Source organism: Micromonospora sp. DSM 45708, from assembly GCF_039566955.1.
Taxonomy (GTDB): domain Bacteria; phylum Actinomycetota; class Actinomycetes; order Mycobacteriales; family Micromonosporaceae; genus Micromonospora.
The window spans coordinates 2,444,257-2,460,521 of record NZ_CP154796.1; the positions used below are offsets into that span (position 1 = coordinate 2,444,257).

Below are 16,265 nucleotides of genomic sequence, written 5' to 3' on the forward strand. Positions count from 1 at the left end.
AACGCTAACATCGATGCCCATAAAGTTGAACGACATGGGCGCCCCGGTCGGAGTCTCAGCCGCTCCGCACGGTGGTCAGGTCGGCCAGACCGGAGATGGTGAGCAGCGGCTCCAGGAGCGGACTGGCCACCAGGGCGATGCGCTCGGCGTGCGGGAACAGCACGGCCAGGCCGGCGCTGTCGAGATACTCCACGGCGGTCAGGTCCACCACGAGGGGGTCGCCGTCGGGTCGGACGGCGTCGTCGAGCGCGGCGGCGAACGTGGCCGCGTTGCTCATGTCGATCTCGCCTACCGCGGTCAGTACGCGCCCCCCGTCGGGGTCGCTGCCGGTGGTGAGCGTCAGGGCCGTGCTCATCGGATGATCCTTGCCTGCATGTCGACGGTGGTGCCGGTGGCCCCGGGGGTCACCGTGATGGAGTCCATCAGAGCACGCATGAGCGCCAGCCCGCGGCCCCGGTGCGGGTCCGACGGCCGGTCCCGGTCCCGCCAGTGCCCGCTGTCGGTGACGCTCAGTCGAAGCGCGTCGGCGGTGGCGGCGGCGCGCAGCCGGATCCGCCCGCCGGGACTGTCCCGGTGGCCGTGCTCGATCGCGTTGGCGCACGCCTCACCGACGGCCACCAGGACGTTGTAGGAGTACGCCGGGGCCAGCCCGCACCGGTCCAGCCATCCGCGCAACGCGGTGCGCACCTCGGCCAGCCGCGACGACTCGGCGGGGAAGTCCAACTCCAGCGGCCCGGGGTGGCGGTAGAGGAGCAGAGCCACGTCGTCGTCGTACCCGCCTTCCGGGGTGAGCTGGATCATCACCTCGGTGGCCAGCGCCTCGACCGGGATGCCCCGGCCCTCCTGGATCGCCGCGGTGACCCGGTCGATGCCGGCGGTCAGTGGCTGGCGGCGGCGTTCGACCAGGCCGTCGGTGTAGAGCATGAGCGTGGCCCGGGCCGGCACGGTGGTCTCGGCCTCCGGACGGTCCCGCCCGGTGCGGACCGCGAGCGGCCGCGACCGGCCCTGGTCGAGGAACTCGGGCGTGCCGTCGGGATGCACCACGACGGCCGGTGGATGTCCCGCGCTGGAGTAGCGCAGCCGGCCGGTCGCCGGGTCCAGCACACCGCAGAGGACGGTCGCGCACTGCGCGCCCGGGAGCAGGGCGGCGAACCGGTCCAGGGCCATCAGCGTCTGGGCCGGGCTGGCGTCCTGCAACAGCAGCGCCCGGCAGGCGCTGCGCAACTGACCCATCACGGTGGCGGCCCGCAGGCCGTGGCCGACGCAGTCGCCGACCACGATCGCGATCCGTCCGTCCGGCAGCTCGACCGTGTCGTACCAGTCGCCGCCGACCTTGAGCGGAAGCGACGCCGGAGCGTAGCGCACGGCGAAGCCGGCGGGCAGCTGGGACGGTCCGAGAATCGCCCGTTGCAGGGCCAGCGCGGTCTCGCGTTGCTGGTCGATCTGGTGCACACGGTGCAGGCCCTGGGCGACGTGGCCGGCGAGCAACGCCAGCAGCGTCTGGTCCTGCTCGGTGAAGGGCCGCTTCTCGCCCAGGTCGATCCAGAGCGCCATGGTGCCCTCCGGATGCTCCAGCGCGATGCCGGCGCCGTGCGCCGGCGTCGCCACCGGGGTCAGCAGCGGCGTGTCCCGCAACGCCAGCAGCGCCTGCTGGCGTTCGTCGGGCAGTTTGTCCCACCGCAGCAGGGGATCGGTCGCGGTGACGTCGGGCCCGGGGGAGTCGCCGAAGACGGCGGTGACCACGTCGGCGGCGCGCCACAGCTTGCGCATCTCGTCCAGCACCCCGTGCAGGGCGTCGGTGAGATCGTCCGCCCGCGACAGCCGCAGGCTCAGCCCGGCCAGGGCGGTTTCCCGCTGCACGGCGTAGTGCTCGGTGGTGACGTCGCGGAACGTGCCCACGATGACCCGGCGTCCGGTGTCCGGGTCGTCGACCTGGTTGAACGCGGTCGCGATCCAGAGCCGGTGCCCGTCGCGATGGGTCACCGGCACGGTGTAGGTGCCCTTCGCCTGGCCGATCAGCACCGAGAACGCGGCGGACACCTGACGGTGTGCCTCGGGCTCGGCCTCCGGGTCCGGCCACCACGGCTGCACCGGCAGGTAGGGCAGGTTCTCCGGCCCGTAGCCGAGGATGTCGGTGAAGGCCGCGTTGATCTCGACGACCGCGCCGGCCTGGTCGCAGACGAAGAACGCCTCCTGGAGGGAGTCGACGAGCGCGGTGCGCCAGCGGGCGTGGTGGTTGCGCAGCCGGGCCAGCTCCACGTTCGCCCGCACCCGGGCCAGCAGCTCGGCGGCCGGGAACGGCTTGACCAGATAGTCGTCGGCACCGGCCTCCAACCCCTCGATGGAGGCCTCCTGCCCGGCGCGGGCGGACAGCAGCAGCACCGGAGTGCCGGCGGTCCGGGAGTCGGCCCGCAGCGCGGCCACCAGTTGCAGGCCGTCCAGCCGGGGCATCATCACATCGCTGACCACCAGGTCCGGCGTGTGCGTGCGGGCCGCCTCCAACGCCTCCTGCCCGTCGGCCACGGCCCGCACCCGGTGCCCGGCGGAACGCAGCAAACGGGTGAGGTACTCGCGCATGTCGGCGTTGTCGTCGGCGACCAGGACCCGTGCCGGGACCTGTCCCGGCAGGGCCGGCGCGGGGCCCTCGACCGGCGCCGGGTCGTCCGGGACGATCCCGGCCGTCGGGTCGCCGGGCAGCCAGCGCAGCGCCTCCTGCACGAACGGCTCGGCGGAGACCGGCATGCGGTTGGAGCCGGCCGGGGCGATCGCGTCGGCCGGCAGGTGGGCATGACCGAACGGCAGCCGGACCGTGAACGCGGTGCCCCGGCCGACCGTGCTGCTGGCGGCGATGGTGCCGCCGTGCAGCGTGACCAGCTCCTTGACCAGGGCCAGCCCGATGCCGCTGCCCTCGTCGGAGCGGGACCGGGCGTTCTCGATGCGGTGGAACCGCTCGAACAGCCGGGGCATCTCCTCCTCGGCGACGCCGATGCCGGTGTCGGCGACCCGCAGGACGGCCTGCCCGTGCTCGGCGCGCAGCACGACCCGTACGGTGCCGTCGAAGGTGAACTTCAGGGCGTTGCTGAGCAGGTTGAGCACCACCTTCTCCCACATGCCGGGGTCGACGTGCACCGGCTCGGGCAGGGGTGAGCAGTCGACCTCGAAGGTCAGGCCGGCGCGTTCGATCGCCGAACGGAAGACGCTGGCCAGGTCGGCGGTCACCGCGGCCAGGTCCACCGGCTGGTAGCGGGCCTGCATCCGGCCCGCCTCGATCCGGGAGAAGTCGAGCAGGCTGTTGACCAGCTTGCCCAGGCGCAGCCCGTTGCGGCGGATGACCTCCAGCTCCTCGCGGATCGGCCCGTCGGCGTCCCGCAGCCGGCCGCGCAGCTCGTCCACCGGTCCCATGATCAGCGTCAGCGGGGTGCGGAACTCGTGGCTGATGTTGGAGAAGAACGCGGTCTTCGCCCGGTCCAGCTCGGCGAGTTCCTCGGCCCGCCGCTGCTGGGCCTGGTAGCTGCGGGCGCTGGCGATCCCGGTCGCCACGTGCCCGGCGGTCAGTTCCACGAACCCGCGGTAGCCGTCGTCGAGGGCCCGGTAGCGGTTGAGCCCGGCCACCAGGAACCCGTACGGCGTGTCGCCCTGCTGGCGCAGCGGCACCAGCAGCGCCTCGGTCGGCGGGTCCGGCCAGGCGCCCGTCGGCAGACCGTCGAACGCGGCGGCGTCCAGCGGCACCCGGACCAGGTCCCCCTCGGTCACCGCGTGCGCCGGCCAGACCGCGTCGGAGTCGCCCGGCGACAGCGTGGCCGGCGCCGCCGGGTGGCCGGCGCCGAACCCGGTCGCCTCCGCCAACCGCGCGTCGCCCTCGTCGCCGAACAGGTACGTCAGCGTGAACGGCAGGTCGTGCGGGTTGCGCCCGAGCTGGCGGCTGGCGAAGGCGAGCGTCTCCTGCTCGGTGCGGATCACGCTCGGGTCGGAGCCGAGGTCCCGCAGCGTGGCCATCCGCCGTTCGCCGATGACCCGCTCGGTCTCCTCGCTCACCACGCAGAGCATCCCGACCAGCGTGCCGTCGTCGTCGCGCAGCGGGCTGTAGGAGAACGTGTGGTACGTCTCCTCCCGGTAGCCGGACCGTTCCAGGAACAGCAGCAGCCCCTCGTCCCAGGTCGCCTCGCCGGTGCGCAGCACGGTGTCGATGCGGGGACCGATGTCGTCCCAGATCTCGGCCCACACCTCGTTGGCCGGCCGGCCCAACGCCCACGGGTACTTGCGGCCCAGCGTGTCGCGGCGGTAGGCGGCGTTGCAGAAGAACGTCAGCTCGGGGCCCCAGGCCATCCACATCGGGAAGCGGGAGGAGAGCAGGATGCGTACCGACGTCCGGAGGCTCTGCGGCCAGGCGTCCGGCTGCCCCAGCGGATGCGTCGACCAGTCGACCCGGGCCAGGTCCGGGCCGATCTCACCGTCGACGGCGAACACGTCGGCACGTGTCCGCGGGTCGGTGCCAGCGCCGGTCATCGCCCGAGTCTCCCTCACCGCAGCAGATCCGCTCGTCCAGGTCGAGGCGCCACCCTGGGGCGACAAATCCGGATGCAACCGTCATCACGTCGCCCGAACGGCCCTCAGAGTAGCTCTCCGCTCCGGTCTTGCCCCCATGGCGTCCCCGCCATGCCACCGACCGCCGTCAGGAGTGCCACAATCCCGCGTCGCCGCACGCCCGGTCGCCGCGGCACGGCGGGGCCGAGGTTCCGGTACGGCACGGGGGTCGTTCGCGGGCTGGCGGGACCTGCCGCCGGCGTCGCGGCGGCGGCCGAGGTCGAGCGGGAAAAGGGTCGGAAAACACCGATGGCAGGGAGACGCGCTCCCTGCCACTTCTAACGTATATCGCACCCGGGGGCTTGTGGCAAGACCCGGGTGCTGCCGCAGAATCGTCGGCCGGACGCTGATGAGCTGGGGAAACGGGGAACGATGATGGCCGGACACTACGTGGTCGGGTTCGACGAGATCGACGAGGGACAGATCGCGACCGTCGGTGGCAAGGGCGCGCACCTCGGGGCGCTGTCACGGATCGACGGGGTGAGCGTGCCGGCCGGCTTCTGCGTGACCACCGACGCGTACCGGCGTGCCCTGGCGGATCTGCCGGCGCTCGGCGAGCCACTCGACCGGCTCTGCCGGCTGCGCCCCGACGACCGGCGGGCGATCCGCACGGTCAGCGCCGAGCTCCGCCGCGTCGTCGAGGAGGCGGCCGTGCCGGGCGAGGTCGCGGCGGCGGTCACCCGGGCGCTGGCCGGGCTCGGCGCGCACGCCGCCTACGCCGTGCGGTCCAGCGCGACCGCGGAGGACCTGCCGACGGCCTCCTTCGCCGGCCAGCAGGACACCTACCTCAACGTGGTGGGCGCGGACGAGATCCTCGTCCGCGTCGGCCGGTGCTGGGCGTCGCTGTTCACCGAGCGGGCGGTGACCTACCGCCTGCGCAACGGCATCGATCACCGTACGGTGCAGATGGCCGTGGTCGTGCAGCGGATGGTCCTCCCGGACGCGGCCGGCATCCTGTTCACCGCCGACCCGGTCACCGGGAACCGGAAGGTCGCCTCCGTGGACGCCGGGTTCGGGCTGGGCGAGGCCCTGGTCTCCGGTCTGGTGACACCGGACGTGTTCACGGTGCGGGACGACCGGGTCGTCTCCCGGACCATCGCCACCAAGCTTCGGGCCGTCCGCCCCGTGCCGGGCGGCGGGACGCGGGTGGAGGCGGTCGATCCGGACCGGCGGGAACAGCCCGCGCTGACAGACGCACAGCTCGTCCGACTCGTCCGGCTCGGGCGGCGGATCGAGGCACGCTTCGGCGGCCCGCAGGACGTGGAGTGGGCCCTGGCCGACGGCGCTGCCCACATCCTCCAGAGCCGCCCGATCACCACGCTGTTCCCGGTCCCGGTGGTCGACGACGGGGAGAACCACGTCTACCTCTCGGTCGGGCACCAGCAGATGATGACCGACGCGATGAAGCCGTTGGGGCTGTCGATGTGGCAGCTCACCGCCATGGCGCCGATGCACGAGGCCGGTGGCCGGCTGTTCGTCGACGCCACCCGACACCTGGCCACGCCGACCGGCCGGGCCGCCTTCCTGGACCTGATGACGAGATCGGATCCGCTGACCAGGGACGCGGTGGAGACGATCCTGGAACGCGGCGACGTCGTGGCGACGTCGTCGGACGACGGCCCCTCGGGTCCGCCGCCCGGCCTGCCGCCGGCGACGATCGAGACCGATCCGGCGGTCGTCACGGCGCTGATCGAGCGCAGCCGGGCCAGCATCGCCGCGCTGCGGCGCGACATCGGCACCCGGACCGGGCCGGCGCTGTTCGACTTCCTGGTGGAGGAGGCGTTCCCGGAGCACAAGCGGGCCCTCGCCGATCCGGTGAACATGCAGGCGATCATGGCCGGGATGGAGGCCACCTGGTGGCTCAACGACAAGCTGGGGGAGTGGCTGGGCGAGCGGAACGCGGCCGACACGCTCACGCTGTCCGCCCCCGGCAACGTCACCTCGGAGATGGGGCTGGCGCTGCTCGACGTCGCCGACGTGATCCGCCCCCACCCCGAGGTGGTGGCGTTCCTGCGGGACGCCGCGGACGACGACGGCTTCCTGGACGAGCTGCCGAAGCTTCCGGGCGGGCGCGAGGCACACGACGCCGTCCAGGACTACCTCGACCGGTACGGCATGCGCTGCGTCGGCGAGATCGACATCACCCGACCGCGGTGGAGCGAACGTCCGGCCACCCTCGTACCGCTGATCCTCGACCACGTCCGGAACTTCGCGCCGGGCGCCGCCGGACGGCGTTTCGCGCAGGGCCGGCAGGCGGTGCAGCGGAAGGCCGGGGAGGTGCTCGACCGGCTCCGGGCCCTGCCGGACGGGGACCGGAAGGCCGACGAGACCCAGCGGATGATCGACCGGGTCCGCACCTTCATCGGCTATCGGGAATACCCGAAGTACGCCATCGTGAGCCGCTACTTCGTCTACAAGCAGGCGCTGATGGCCGAGGCCGACCGGCTGGTGCGGGACCGCGTGCTGCCCGACCGGGAGGACGTCTTCTTCCTGACCTTCGAGGAGTTCCGCGACGCGGTGCGGACGCGCCGGGTGGACGCGCGGCTCATCCGCGAGCGCAAGGAGACGTTCCGGTCCCACCAGGCGCTCACGCCACCCCGCGTGCTCACCTCCGACGGCGAAGCCGTCCACGGGGCGTACCGGCGCGACGACGTGCCGAGCGGCGCCCTGGCCGGCGTGCCGGTGTCGGCCGGGACGGTGGAGGGACGGGCCCGGGTCGTCCTCGACCTGGCCGGCGCGGACCTCGAGCCGGGCGACATCCTCGTCACGGTCCACACGGACCCCAGTTGGACGCCGCTGTTCGTCGCCGTGGCCGGACTGGTGACGGAGGTGGGCGGTCCGATGACCCACGGCGCGGTCATCGCCCGGGAATACGGCCTGCCGGCCGTCGTGAACGTGGAGCGGGCCACCCGGCTGATCCGGGACGGGCAGCGGATCCGCGTGCACGGTTCCGGCGGGTACGTCGAGCTGCTGCCCTGACCCGGATCAGGCGGCGCCCCGGTCGACCAGGCTGAACGTGGTGTCGATCGGGGCGTCGCCCATCTCCTGGACGTAGATCTCCTTCTCGGTGTCGTCCCACTGCACCAGGCCGTACTTCTCGTTGATGATCGAGTAGGAGGTGCGGCCCTTGTCGTCCTTGCCCTCGCGGGAGATCCCGAACACGGTGGCCCCGGTGGGTTCGCACTCGGCGCCCACCAGGGACGCGTACCCCTCGGCGTCGAGCTTGACGCCGAGGCACGGACGGTGCGCGATGTCCGGGTTCACCGACCTGATCATGTAGTCGACACCGACCGGCTCGAGCACGAAGAGCGCGTCCCGGCCGGTGCCGTCGCCGACCGTGAGCGTGCCGTCGAACGGCAGCGACAGGTCCCGGTCGATCTCCACCACGTGCAGCAGGAGCCGTCGCTGCCCGGCCAGCATGGCCCGGGTGCGGTCGGCCGCCGCCGACGGCGACCCGCCCGGGGCGCGGGACGTCGGCGTTGCGGAGGGGGTGCCGCCGGTGGTCGGCCCGCCGGTCGCCGCCGCCGCGGACGGCGTGCCGGCGCCGGGCGAGCCGGTTGGCGTCGAGCCGGACCGGTCACGCACCAGGTCCGGGCCGAACATCGCGGCCGGCACCAGCACCGCCGTCACCGCCGCGCCGGCGGCCAGCCCGATGAGTCGGCGGCGACGCTTCGTGTCCGCGCCGGAGCCCGCCGGGCCGGTCTGGTCCGTGCCGTCGGAGCCGCCGCCCGTCGTCCCGGAGCCGCCGCCCGTCGTCCCGGAGCCGCCTCCCGTTCCGGAGCCGCCGCCCGTTCCGGGGAGGGCCGCGGGTTTCGCGCCGGCGCCGGCCGGCGCACCCGGGCCCGAGGTCCGACCGGCGGACTCGCCCGCCGGGTGGGCCGCGGTCAACAGGCCGTCGAGCAGCTCCCGGGCCGTGGGCCGATCGGCCGGATCCTTCTCCAACGCGCGGGAGACCAGCTCCCGGAGCGGCCCGTCCAGACCGGTCAGGTCCGGCGGCTGGGTCATGATCCGCATCGCGGTGGCGGTGGCGGATTCACCCTCGAACGGAGTATGACCGGTCGCGGCGAAGGCGACCACGGCACCCCAGGCGAAGATGTCCGCGGCCGGGCCCGTGCGCTGGCCGGACGCGGTCTCGAACCGCTCCGGGGCCATGTACGCGACGGTGCCGACCATCTGGTTGGTCCGGGTGTGCTGGCTGGTGGCCTCGAACGCACGGGCGATGCCGAAGTCGATGACCTTGATCCCGCCGGGCGCGACCAGGACGTTTGCCGGTTTCAGGTCCCGGTGGATCACGCCGGCGCCGTGGATGGCGGTGAGCGCGGTGGCCACCCCGACCGCGATGCCGTGCACGCCGGCCGCCGTCATCGGCCCCTTCTCCCGGATCACCTGCACCAGGCTGGGCCCGTCGACGTACTCCACCACCAGGTACGGCGGGTCGTGGTCCGGGTCGGCGTCCAGCACCTCGGCGGTGCAGAACGACGGCACCTGTCGGGCCCGGTTCACCTCACTGCGGAACCGGCCCCGGAACTCGTCGTGGTGGGACAGTTCGGCGCGGACCACCTTGACCGCCACCCGCCGGCCCTGCGGCGACCGGGCCAGGAACACGCTGCCCATGCCACCCTCGCCGAGCCGGCCGAGCAGTTCGTACCCACCGAGCCGGACGGGGTCACCGGGACGCAGCCCTTCGCTCACTCCGGGCCTCCGCAGGCCGCAACCGCCCCGCGAACCGACACGCCTGTCACGCAGTTCCCCTTCGGACACCCGACGACCGCCCGCAGCCTACCGCCCGTCCCGCGCCCGCCCGGCGTGCGGCGTCCCGTCCAAGGGCGACCGGTCCGCCCGTGATCCGGCCGCCCCCCGTGGGATCGGGCGGCGGCCGGATCGGCTCAGCGGTAGCCGGCGGCCACGACGTTGGCCTGGACCGCGTTCTCGGTCGCGTCCGACGGGTAGCCGGCGACCATGGCGCCCTCGTAGAACGTGCCGACGCTCTGGTTCCGGTTGTCGATGCAGCAGTCGCCGCCGCTGCCCAGGATGATCGCGCCCTGCTTCTTCATCGGGCTGTAGCCGGGTGGCAGCGAGCCGTCGTAGAGCGTGTAGAGGTTGCCGGACTGGGCGTTGCTGCCCTTGATGGCGAACCGTGAGGTGCCGTTGTTCTTCAGCGTCGCGGTGACGAACTTGCTGGTGAAGGCGCGCTGGTTGGGGTTCCAGGACGAGCTGCCGCCGGGGAAGAGGCCCCATTCCAGGTCGGCCTGGACCCAGGGGCCGCTGCCGGAGCAGCCGCCGAACCAGCAGCTCGTGCTGAAGTTGATCGCGTCCATCGCGCCGGCGCCGTCGGCCCGCCGGCTGGTCTCGCTGTTGCCGTAGTCGAAGCAGCAGCCGCTGTTGACGTGCGTGCCACTGGTGACCATGTACATGCCCTCGGGCGCGCTGCCGGTGGGGACACCGGTCAGGTGACCGTCCCGCCAGTAACTGCTGTTGCCGGGGATGAACAGCGAGTACGCCTTCGCGCCGCCGACCGTGACCGACTCCCGGTTCGCGACGGCCGGCTGGACCGCGCCCCCGATGCCGCCGGGCCCCTGATAGCCGAGGTTGTTGCCGCGGGTCGTCTGGTCGTAGATCCAGGTGATGACGCAGGTGGTGTTGGCGCAGAACGAGTCCTGCGCGGCGGCGTTGGCGGGGCCGCCCGTGGTGAGCGTGGTGATGTCGCGGGTGGTGTTGTCGGAGGCGCGGCGGACCTGGTAGAGCCGGCCGCCGTAGGCGCGCAACAGCGCCCGGGTGGTGCTGTGCGCGGCGACGCAGGGGGTGCCGCCGGCGGCGTAGATGTCACACGGCCCGTCGCCGCCCGGCGGTGGCGTGGTGGGCGGTGGGGTCGTGGTGGGTGGTGGGGTGGTGGGCGGTGGGGTCGTGGTGGGTGGTGGGGTGGTGACGCCGCCGGTGCAGGTGGTGCCGTTGAGGGCGAAGCTGGTGGGTGCCGGGTTGCTGCCGGTCCAGGAGCCGTTGAAGCCGAAGCTGGTGCTGCCGCCGGTGGGGATGGTGCCGTTGTAGGAGACGTTGGCGGCGGTGACGGCGGCGCCGGTCTGGGTGAGCGTGGTGTTCCAGTACTGGGTGACGGTCTGGCCGGCGGTGAAGTTCCAGGTCAGCCGCCAGCTGTTGACCGGGTCGCCGAGGTTGGTGACGGAGACGTTCGCGCCGAACCCGCCGGACCAGGACGAGGAGACGGTGTAGGTGACCGCGCAGCCGGTGGCGGCGGCGGCGGGGAGTTGGGTGGCGGTGAGGCCGGCGGTGGTGAGCGTGAGTGTGGTGACGGCGGCGACCAACGCCGCCCGGCGGCGGGAATGGTGCGTGAGACGCACGGGGACCTCCCGGTCCGTGAGTGGGGGTGGCGACGACCGACCGAGGTGGAGTTAGCGCTCACATCATTCGTTGATGCAAGCCGCGCGCCAGGAACGGCCGGTTGTCGACACCCCTGCCGTCCCTCGGTCGGCTGTCCCGAGCAGCGCCGGTCTGCCCTGGACCGGCGGCGGTGCGATGCGCTGAGCTCCCGGTGTCCTCTCGAAGAGGAACCCGTCAATGTTTTCGTTAACATCGGTTTCCTGTCAATGGGCGGAGCCGTTTCGGCCAGCCGTCAGCGCGACGCGTCGAGGCCGCCGGCGGCCAGACGGCGGGGATGCGTTCCAGCACCCCACCGGCGAAGACGTCACGCAGGCCGAGCGGCTTGAGGTGGACATACCCGATGTGGCAGTCGCAGACCGCGACGCCACACGCCCGGGGTTTCAGGGCCGCCCGCCACGACCCGTCGTAGAGGTTGCCGATCGGGGCGGGGATGAAGTGGCAGCGGCGGACCGTGCCGTCGCCGAGCACCGAGACGGCGGTCTCACCGGCGTGGCAGGGCCGGCCGAGCGACAGGTGCGGCCGGACGCTGTAGCCGAAGTGCGGATCCAGCGCGGTCCAGGTCGCCTCCTCCTCGGCGTCGTAACGACGGCCCTCGGCCGCGTTGACCCACAGGTAGACGGCCGGCGGCAACGCGGCCCGCAACGCCCGCGCCTCGTCGAGGTGCTCGGGCAGGCCGACCACCCCGACCGAGTACCGGATGCCCAGCTCGCCCAGGCGCGCGCAGCGGCGCAGGAACCGCGCCCGCTCGACCTGCCCCGGGTGGTAGGTCGTCCAGAGCGCTGCCGAACCGGGATCCGCGTCGGCCAACCAGTCGACGCGGGCGGCGAGATTGGTCTGCACCACCACGCGGTCCACGTGCGACAGGTGCGACAGCGACACCATCGCCTCCCGGTACCAGCTCCGGGTCAGCGCCTCGCCCCACGGCGTGAACAGCACCGACAGCCGTACGTCGGTGGTCGCCGCGACCCAGCCGGTGAACCGGGCCAGCTCCGCCCGGTCGGCGCGTAGCAGCTCGGGCGGGTCGTGCCGCTTCGCGAACGGGCAGTAGGGACAGTCGTAGTTGCAGCTCGCCAGCGGGCCACGGTAGAGGATCGACAGGGTCACCGCAGCGCGTACCCGGTCATCGCGTGCCGGACCTCGGCGGAGGTCAGCCACGGGCCGACGGCGTCGGAGCGGGCCAGCCCGGCAGCGGTCAGCCGCAGCCCGCCGTCGGTGGCCCAGCCCCGCTCGACGAGCCGGCCGAGCTGCGGGAAGTCGTCGACCGGCCCGCGCCCGAAGCGGGCCCGGTAGGCGTCGGCGTCCACGCCGTCGGCGCGCAGCAGCGACGTGAGCAGCCAGCGGCGACGCTGCTCCGCGCCGGCCAGCCGGAAACCGAACTCGGCGTACGCGAAGTCGTCGGCGGGCCGGCCCAGGTAGTCGTCCAGGACCGCGCGCACCTGGGTGACGCTCACCGCGTAGTCGAAGGAGTAGTGCAACGCGGAGGTGTAGGAGCGGGCGCCGCAGCCCAGCCCGACCATGCCGTCGTCCTGGCAGCAGTAGCCCGGGCCGTCCGGAGCCGGTGCGTCGGCGCGGCGGAACTGGCGCATCGACTCCTGCCGGTAGCCGGCCGCGCCGAGCGTCTCCACCGCCTGCCGGTAGAGCGCGAGGCGCTGGGCGTCCCAGTCGGCGCGGGCGTGCGCCCGCCGCCCGAGGCCGGTCAGCGGCCGGACGTAGAGCGGGTAGAGGAACAGCTCCTCCGGCCGCCAGGCCAGCGCCGCGTCCAGGCTCTGCCGCCACGTGCCGGCGGTCTGCCCGTCGATGCCGTAGATCAGGTCGATGTTCAGCGACGGGATCCGCGCGTCCCGGATCGCCGCCAACGCGGCCTCCACCTCGGCGCGGCGTTGCGGCCGACCGGCGGCGCGGGCCTCGACGTCGAGGAAGCTCTGCACGCCGATGCTCACCCGGGTGGCGCCGTGCGCGGCGAGCACCGCGAGGCGGTCCGGCGTGGCGGTGGCCGGCGACGTCTCCACCGACAGCGGCACGCCCGGCAGGCGCGCGCCGAGCGTGTCGGTGGCGACGGCGAACAGCGCGGTCAGCTCGTCGGCGGTGAGGTAGGTGGGGGTGCCGCCGCCGAACGCCGCGCGGGCGTAACCGGCGTCGTCGCCGAGCGCCCCGGCGACCCGCTCGGCCTGCCGGCGCAACTGGCGCAGGTACGCGGTGACCTGCTCGGCAGGCGCGTTGGCGCGGGTGAACAGGTTGCAGAAGCCGCACCGCATCTCACAGAACGGCACGTGCAGGTAGAGGAAGAGCGCGTCGCGCGCCTCGGTGCGCCACACGTCGGCCAGCCGGGGCCGGGGCCGCAGCGGCCGGTAGGAGGTCTTGTGCGGGTACGCGTAGAGGTACTGCTGGTAGGCGGAGCCGTCGAGGCTCGGATCGGTGCTGGTCACCATTCTCCCGGATGCAGGGTGAAGTCGGCGTAGGGGACGGTCCACACCACGTCGTGGCCGATCCGGTGGCCGGTGTGGCCGTCCTCCCCGTAGGCGGTGCCGTGATCGGAACAGATGATCGTGAACACCGGCCGGCCCCGGCCGGTGACCAGCCGGAACAGCCGGTCGATCCGGCCGTCGACGTACTCCAGGGCGGCGGCGTGGCTGGCCCGGCTGTCGGCCTGCGCGCCGGGCAGGTGGTGCCGGTTGGGCTGGTGCAGCGCGGCGACGTTGAGGAAGGTGAACAGCGGCCGGGCCGCCGGCACCCGGGCGAGCACCTCGGCCAGCCGGTCGAGCTGGGCGTCCAGGCAGGTGGGGGACGTGACGCCGAACTCCGGCTCCCAGTGCGCCTCGGCGAACAGGCCGGGCAGCACCGCGCCGAGCGGGCTGCGCCGGTTGAAGAACCCGACCCCGCCCAGGCAGAGCGTGTGGTAGCCGACCGCGGCGAGCGCGGTCGGCAGGTCCGGGGCGTCGAACACCCAGGTGTCCGCGCCGGCGGTCTCGCTGCCGGGGAACGCCGCCGCGAACCGCCGCTCGTGCGGCCCCGGTGTGGTCGGAGTGGGTAGGAAACCGGCGAAGAACGCGTGGTGGGCGGCGTAGGTGAAACTGGCGGGGGAGTGCCGCCGTTCCCACCGCCCGCCGGGCAGCGCCCGGGCCAGCCGTGGCGTCCGCCCCGCCGCGACCAGTTCGGCGGCCACGTCGTGGCGCAGCGTGTCCAGTGTGACCAGGAGCAGGTCGTGGCTGCCGATCAGGCCGCGCACGCGGCCACCCCCGCCCGCCACCGCCGCCACCGGCCGGTGGTCAGCGCGTGCACCTGCTCGGCGTAGCTGTCCCGCCCGTCGGCCAACACGCCGGGCAGCAGGTCGCCGAACGCGTTCACCTCGGCGACCGCGTGCCGCCGCCACCCGGCCAGGAACATCAGGTCGACGCCGACGTGCAGCGAGCCGGGGAAACAGGCGGCGACCCGCTCGCAGCTCTCCATCGCCGCCGACCAGGCCGCCGGCCCGGCCGCGGCCCGCAGCTCGGCCAGGTCGCCCCGGGCGTTGCCGAGGTGCAGGTTGGTCAGCGGCCCCCGGGCGGCGCGCACCACCGTGTGCGTCGGCCGTCCGGCCACCACCAGCACCCGCACGTCGACCACCCGGTCCCGCAGGCCGGCCTTGGGCAGCCACCGCTCGACGTGCAGCCCGTCCGGGGCCAGCCGGTCGACGATCGCGGCGATCGTCGCCTCGTCGGTGTGGCGGCGCACCCGCAACGAGTTGAACAACCCGTCCGGCGTGGGCTCGACAGTGGTGTCGGCCTGCACGCCGCGCGGGCCGACCGCGACCGCGAGCACCCCGGCGGCGGAGGACCCGTGCGCCGGCTTGACGAACACCCGTCGCCAACCGGTCGCCGCCATCGCCTCACGCAGCGCGGCATAGCCGCCGACCGGCGGCAGCGCGGGCGGCACCGGCACGCCGGCCGCCGACAGCACCGCGTGGCAAAGCCGCTTGTCGCAGAGGACCGCGACGTCCGCCGGCCGGTTCAGCAGCTCCGCGCCGCCGGCGGCGACCCGGTCGAGCCCGGCCACCAGACCGGCGTACGCGTCGGCGAGGCCGATCAGCTCGCCGTGCCGGGCGGCGGTGGGCGAGCGCCGCAGCAGCCGGTCGACCAGCGGGTCCTCGCCCGGGGAGTCGACCCGCACCAGCGCGTCGGCGGCCGGCGGCGGCGCGGCCCCGGTCAGCACGTCGGCCCAGGGCAGGACGTCGGGGGTGGGCAGGGCCGCGGCGCGCACCGCCCGGGTGAACAGCGCCACCCGGCGGTTCGCGGGATTGCCCACCACGGTCAGCCGCATGTCACCACGCCACCGCCGGCTGCCGGTGGCGACCGCCGCCGGTCACTCCCCGACCGCGGTGAAGTAGTAGTACCGGCCGTCGTACTTGTCGGCGGTCTGCGCGTCGGCGACGTCGACCTCGACGCCCGGCAGCGCGGCGACCACCGACGCGGCCACCGGCTCGGACAGGAAGTGGTGGTGCAGGTCGAGCCGGCGCAGGTGGGTCAGCGGCTGACCGGCCAGCAACGCCGCCGCGCCGGTGTCGCCCAGCACGCCCATGGACAGGTCGAGGACCTCCAACCGGCCGACCACCGGCGCGTCGGCCACCGCCGCCGCGATCGCGTCGGCGTGCTCCGCGTTGCACAGCCCGAGGTGCCGCAGCGCCGGCAGCCGGTCGCCGGTCAGCAGCGCGGCCAGGTCGTCCACGGTGGCGTCGCCGCCGTATTCGGAGACGCCGAGCCACAGGTCGAGCCGGTGCAGCGCCGGCAGGTCGCACGCCGCGACCGCCCGCACCACCTCAGCCGGCAGGCCGCCGGACTCGATCCGCAGCTCGCGCAGCCCGGTGTGCCGGACCGGCTCCAGCCGCAGGCCCTGGGCGCCGCGGATCCACAGCACCTCGAGCGTCGGGTAGGCGGCCAGCAACGGGGTGACGTCCCCGTGGGACAGCCAGGAGATCTCGCACTGCTCGCCGACCAGGTCGGCCAGGAACAACGCCCGCAGCCCGGTCCACCGCGACGCGGCGTCGGCCAGCAGCTCCACCGGCAGCGCGCGCTCGTACGCCGCGCCCCACTCGCCCACCACCACGGCGCGCACCGCCTCGGCCGGCACCTCGTCGAGCATGGCGCGGACCAGGCCGGCGAACTCCGCCGGGTCGGCGTCGAACTCCTCGACCTCCAACCGCCAGGCCACGGCGGCCGGATCGTCCGGCAGCGCCATGCCCGGTGTGAACGGCAGGACCGGCAACCCGGCGAACGACGAGACGTGCGAATTGATCACACCAACCTCCGGTGCGG

10 protein-coding genes are annotated in these 16,265 nt (G+C 73.8%); 1 reads left to right on the top strand and 9 read right to left on the bottom strand.

Features of this window, described 5'->3' with window-relative positions; all coding sequences use genetic code 11:
- Nucleotides 1–55: 55 nt before the first annotated feature.
- Both VKK44_RS10775 and VKK44_RS10780 read right to left on the bottom strand, forming a co-directional pair.
- The gene (locus VKK44_RS10775) at nt 56–355 is read right to left on the bottom strand and encodes an STAS domain-containing protein (protein ID WP_343446763.1); all 300 of its coding nucleotides are present in this window, start codon (nt 353–355) and stop codon (nt 56–58) included.
- Nucleotides 352–4,506: a SpoIIE family protein phosphatase gene (locus VKK44_RS10780; protein WP_343446764.1), complete on the bottom strand. Its 4,155-nt coding sequence runs from the start codon at nt 4,504–4,506 to the stop codon at nt 352–354. The genes VKK44_RS10775 and VKK44_RS10780 overlap by 4 nt, the downstream gene beginning before the upstream one ends.
- Before the next feature lie 453 nt (nt 4,507–4,959).
- Here VKK44_RS10780 and rph point away from each other — a divergent pair, with 453 nt between their 5' ends.
- Nucleotides 4,960–7,563, top strand: coding sequence for a rifamycin-inactivating phosphotransferase (gene rph, locus VKK44_RS10785; RefSeq protein WP_343446765.1), 2,604 nt, complete (start codon nt 4,960–4,962; stop codon nt 7,561–7,563).
- 6 nt (nt 7,564–7,569) lie between these two features.
- Here rph and VKK44_RS10790 read toward each other — a convergent pair whose 3' ends face one another.
- The 7 genes from VKK44_RS10790 to VKK44_RS10820 form a co-directional block, all read right to left on the bottom strand.
- Complete coding sequence (locus VKK44_RS10790; RefSeq protein WP_343446766.1) at nt 7,570–9,276, bottom strand: serine/threonine-protein kinase; 1,707 nt, start codon at nt 9,274–9,276, stop codon at nt 7,570–7,572.
- Nucleotides 9,277–9,470: 194 nt separating this feature from the next.
- A complete protein-coding gene (locus tag VKK44_RS10795) occupies nt 9,471–10,937 on the bottom strand; it encodes an arabinofuranosidase catalytic domain-containing protein (RefSeq protein WP_343446767.1) in 1,467 nt (488 codons plus the stop codon).
- Between the two features lie 226 nt (nt 10,938–11,163).
- A complete protein-coding gene (locus VKK44_RS10800; protein ID WP_343446768.1) occupies nt 11,164–12,081 on the bottom strand; it encodes an STM4011 family radical SAM protein in 918 nt (305 codons plus the stop codon).
- Entirely contained in the window at nt 12,078–13,403 is a 1,326-nt protein-coding gene (locus VKK44_RS10805; RefSeq protein WP_343446769.1) for an STM4012 family radical SAM protein, read from the bottom strand. The genes VKK44_RS10800 and VKK44_RS10805 overlap by 4 nt, the downstream gene beginning before the upstream one ends.
- Entirely contained in the window at nt 13,400–14,203 is an 804-nt protein-coding gene (locus tag VKK44_RS10810) for an STM4013/SEN3800 family hydrolase (RefSeq protein ID WP_343446770.1), read from the bottom strand. Before VKK44_RS10810 ends, VKK44_RS10805 begins: the two co-directional genes overlap by 4 nt.
- On the bottom strand, nt 14,191–15,273 hold the full coding sequence (locus tag VKK44_RS10815; RefSeq protein WP_343446771.1) for an STM4014 family protein: 1,083 nt from the start codon (nt 15,271–15,273) through the stop codon (nt 14,191–14,193). The genes VKK44_RS10810 and VKK44_RS10815 overlap by 13 nt, the downstream gene beginning before the upstream one ends.
- A 42-nt stretch (nt 15,274–15,315) precedes the next feature.
- A complete protein-coding gene (locus VKK44_RS10820) occupies nt 15,316–16,248 on the bottom strand; it encodes an STM4015 family protein (RefSeq protein ID WP_343446773.1) in 933 nt (310 codons plus the stop codon).
- Between the last annotated feature and the right edge of the window lie 17 nt (nt 16,249–16,265).

Excerpts from the sequence above, each read along its gene's own strand:
- VKK44_RS10775 (WP_343446763.1), bottom strand. The coding sequence starts at position 355 with ATGAGCACGGCCCTGACGCTCACCACCGGCAGCGACCCCGACGGGGGG.
- VKK44_RS10780 (WP_343446764.1), bottom strand. The coding sequence starts at position 4,506 with ATGACCGGCGCTGGCACCGACCCGCGGACACGTGCCGACGTGTTCGCC.
- rph (WP_343446765.1), top strand. The coding sequence starts at position 4,960 with ATGGCCGGACACTACGTGGTCGGGTTCGACGAGATCGACGAGGGACAG.
- VKK44_RS10815 (WP_343446771.1), bottom strand. The coding sequence starts at position 15,273 with ATGCGGCTGACCGTGGTGGGCAATCCCGCGAACCGCCGGGTGGCGCTG.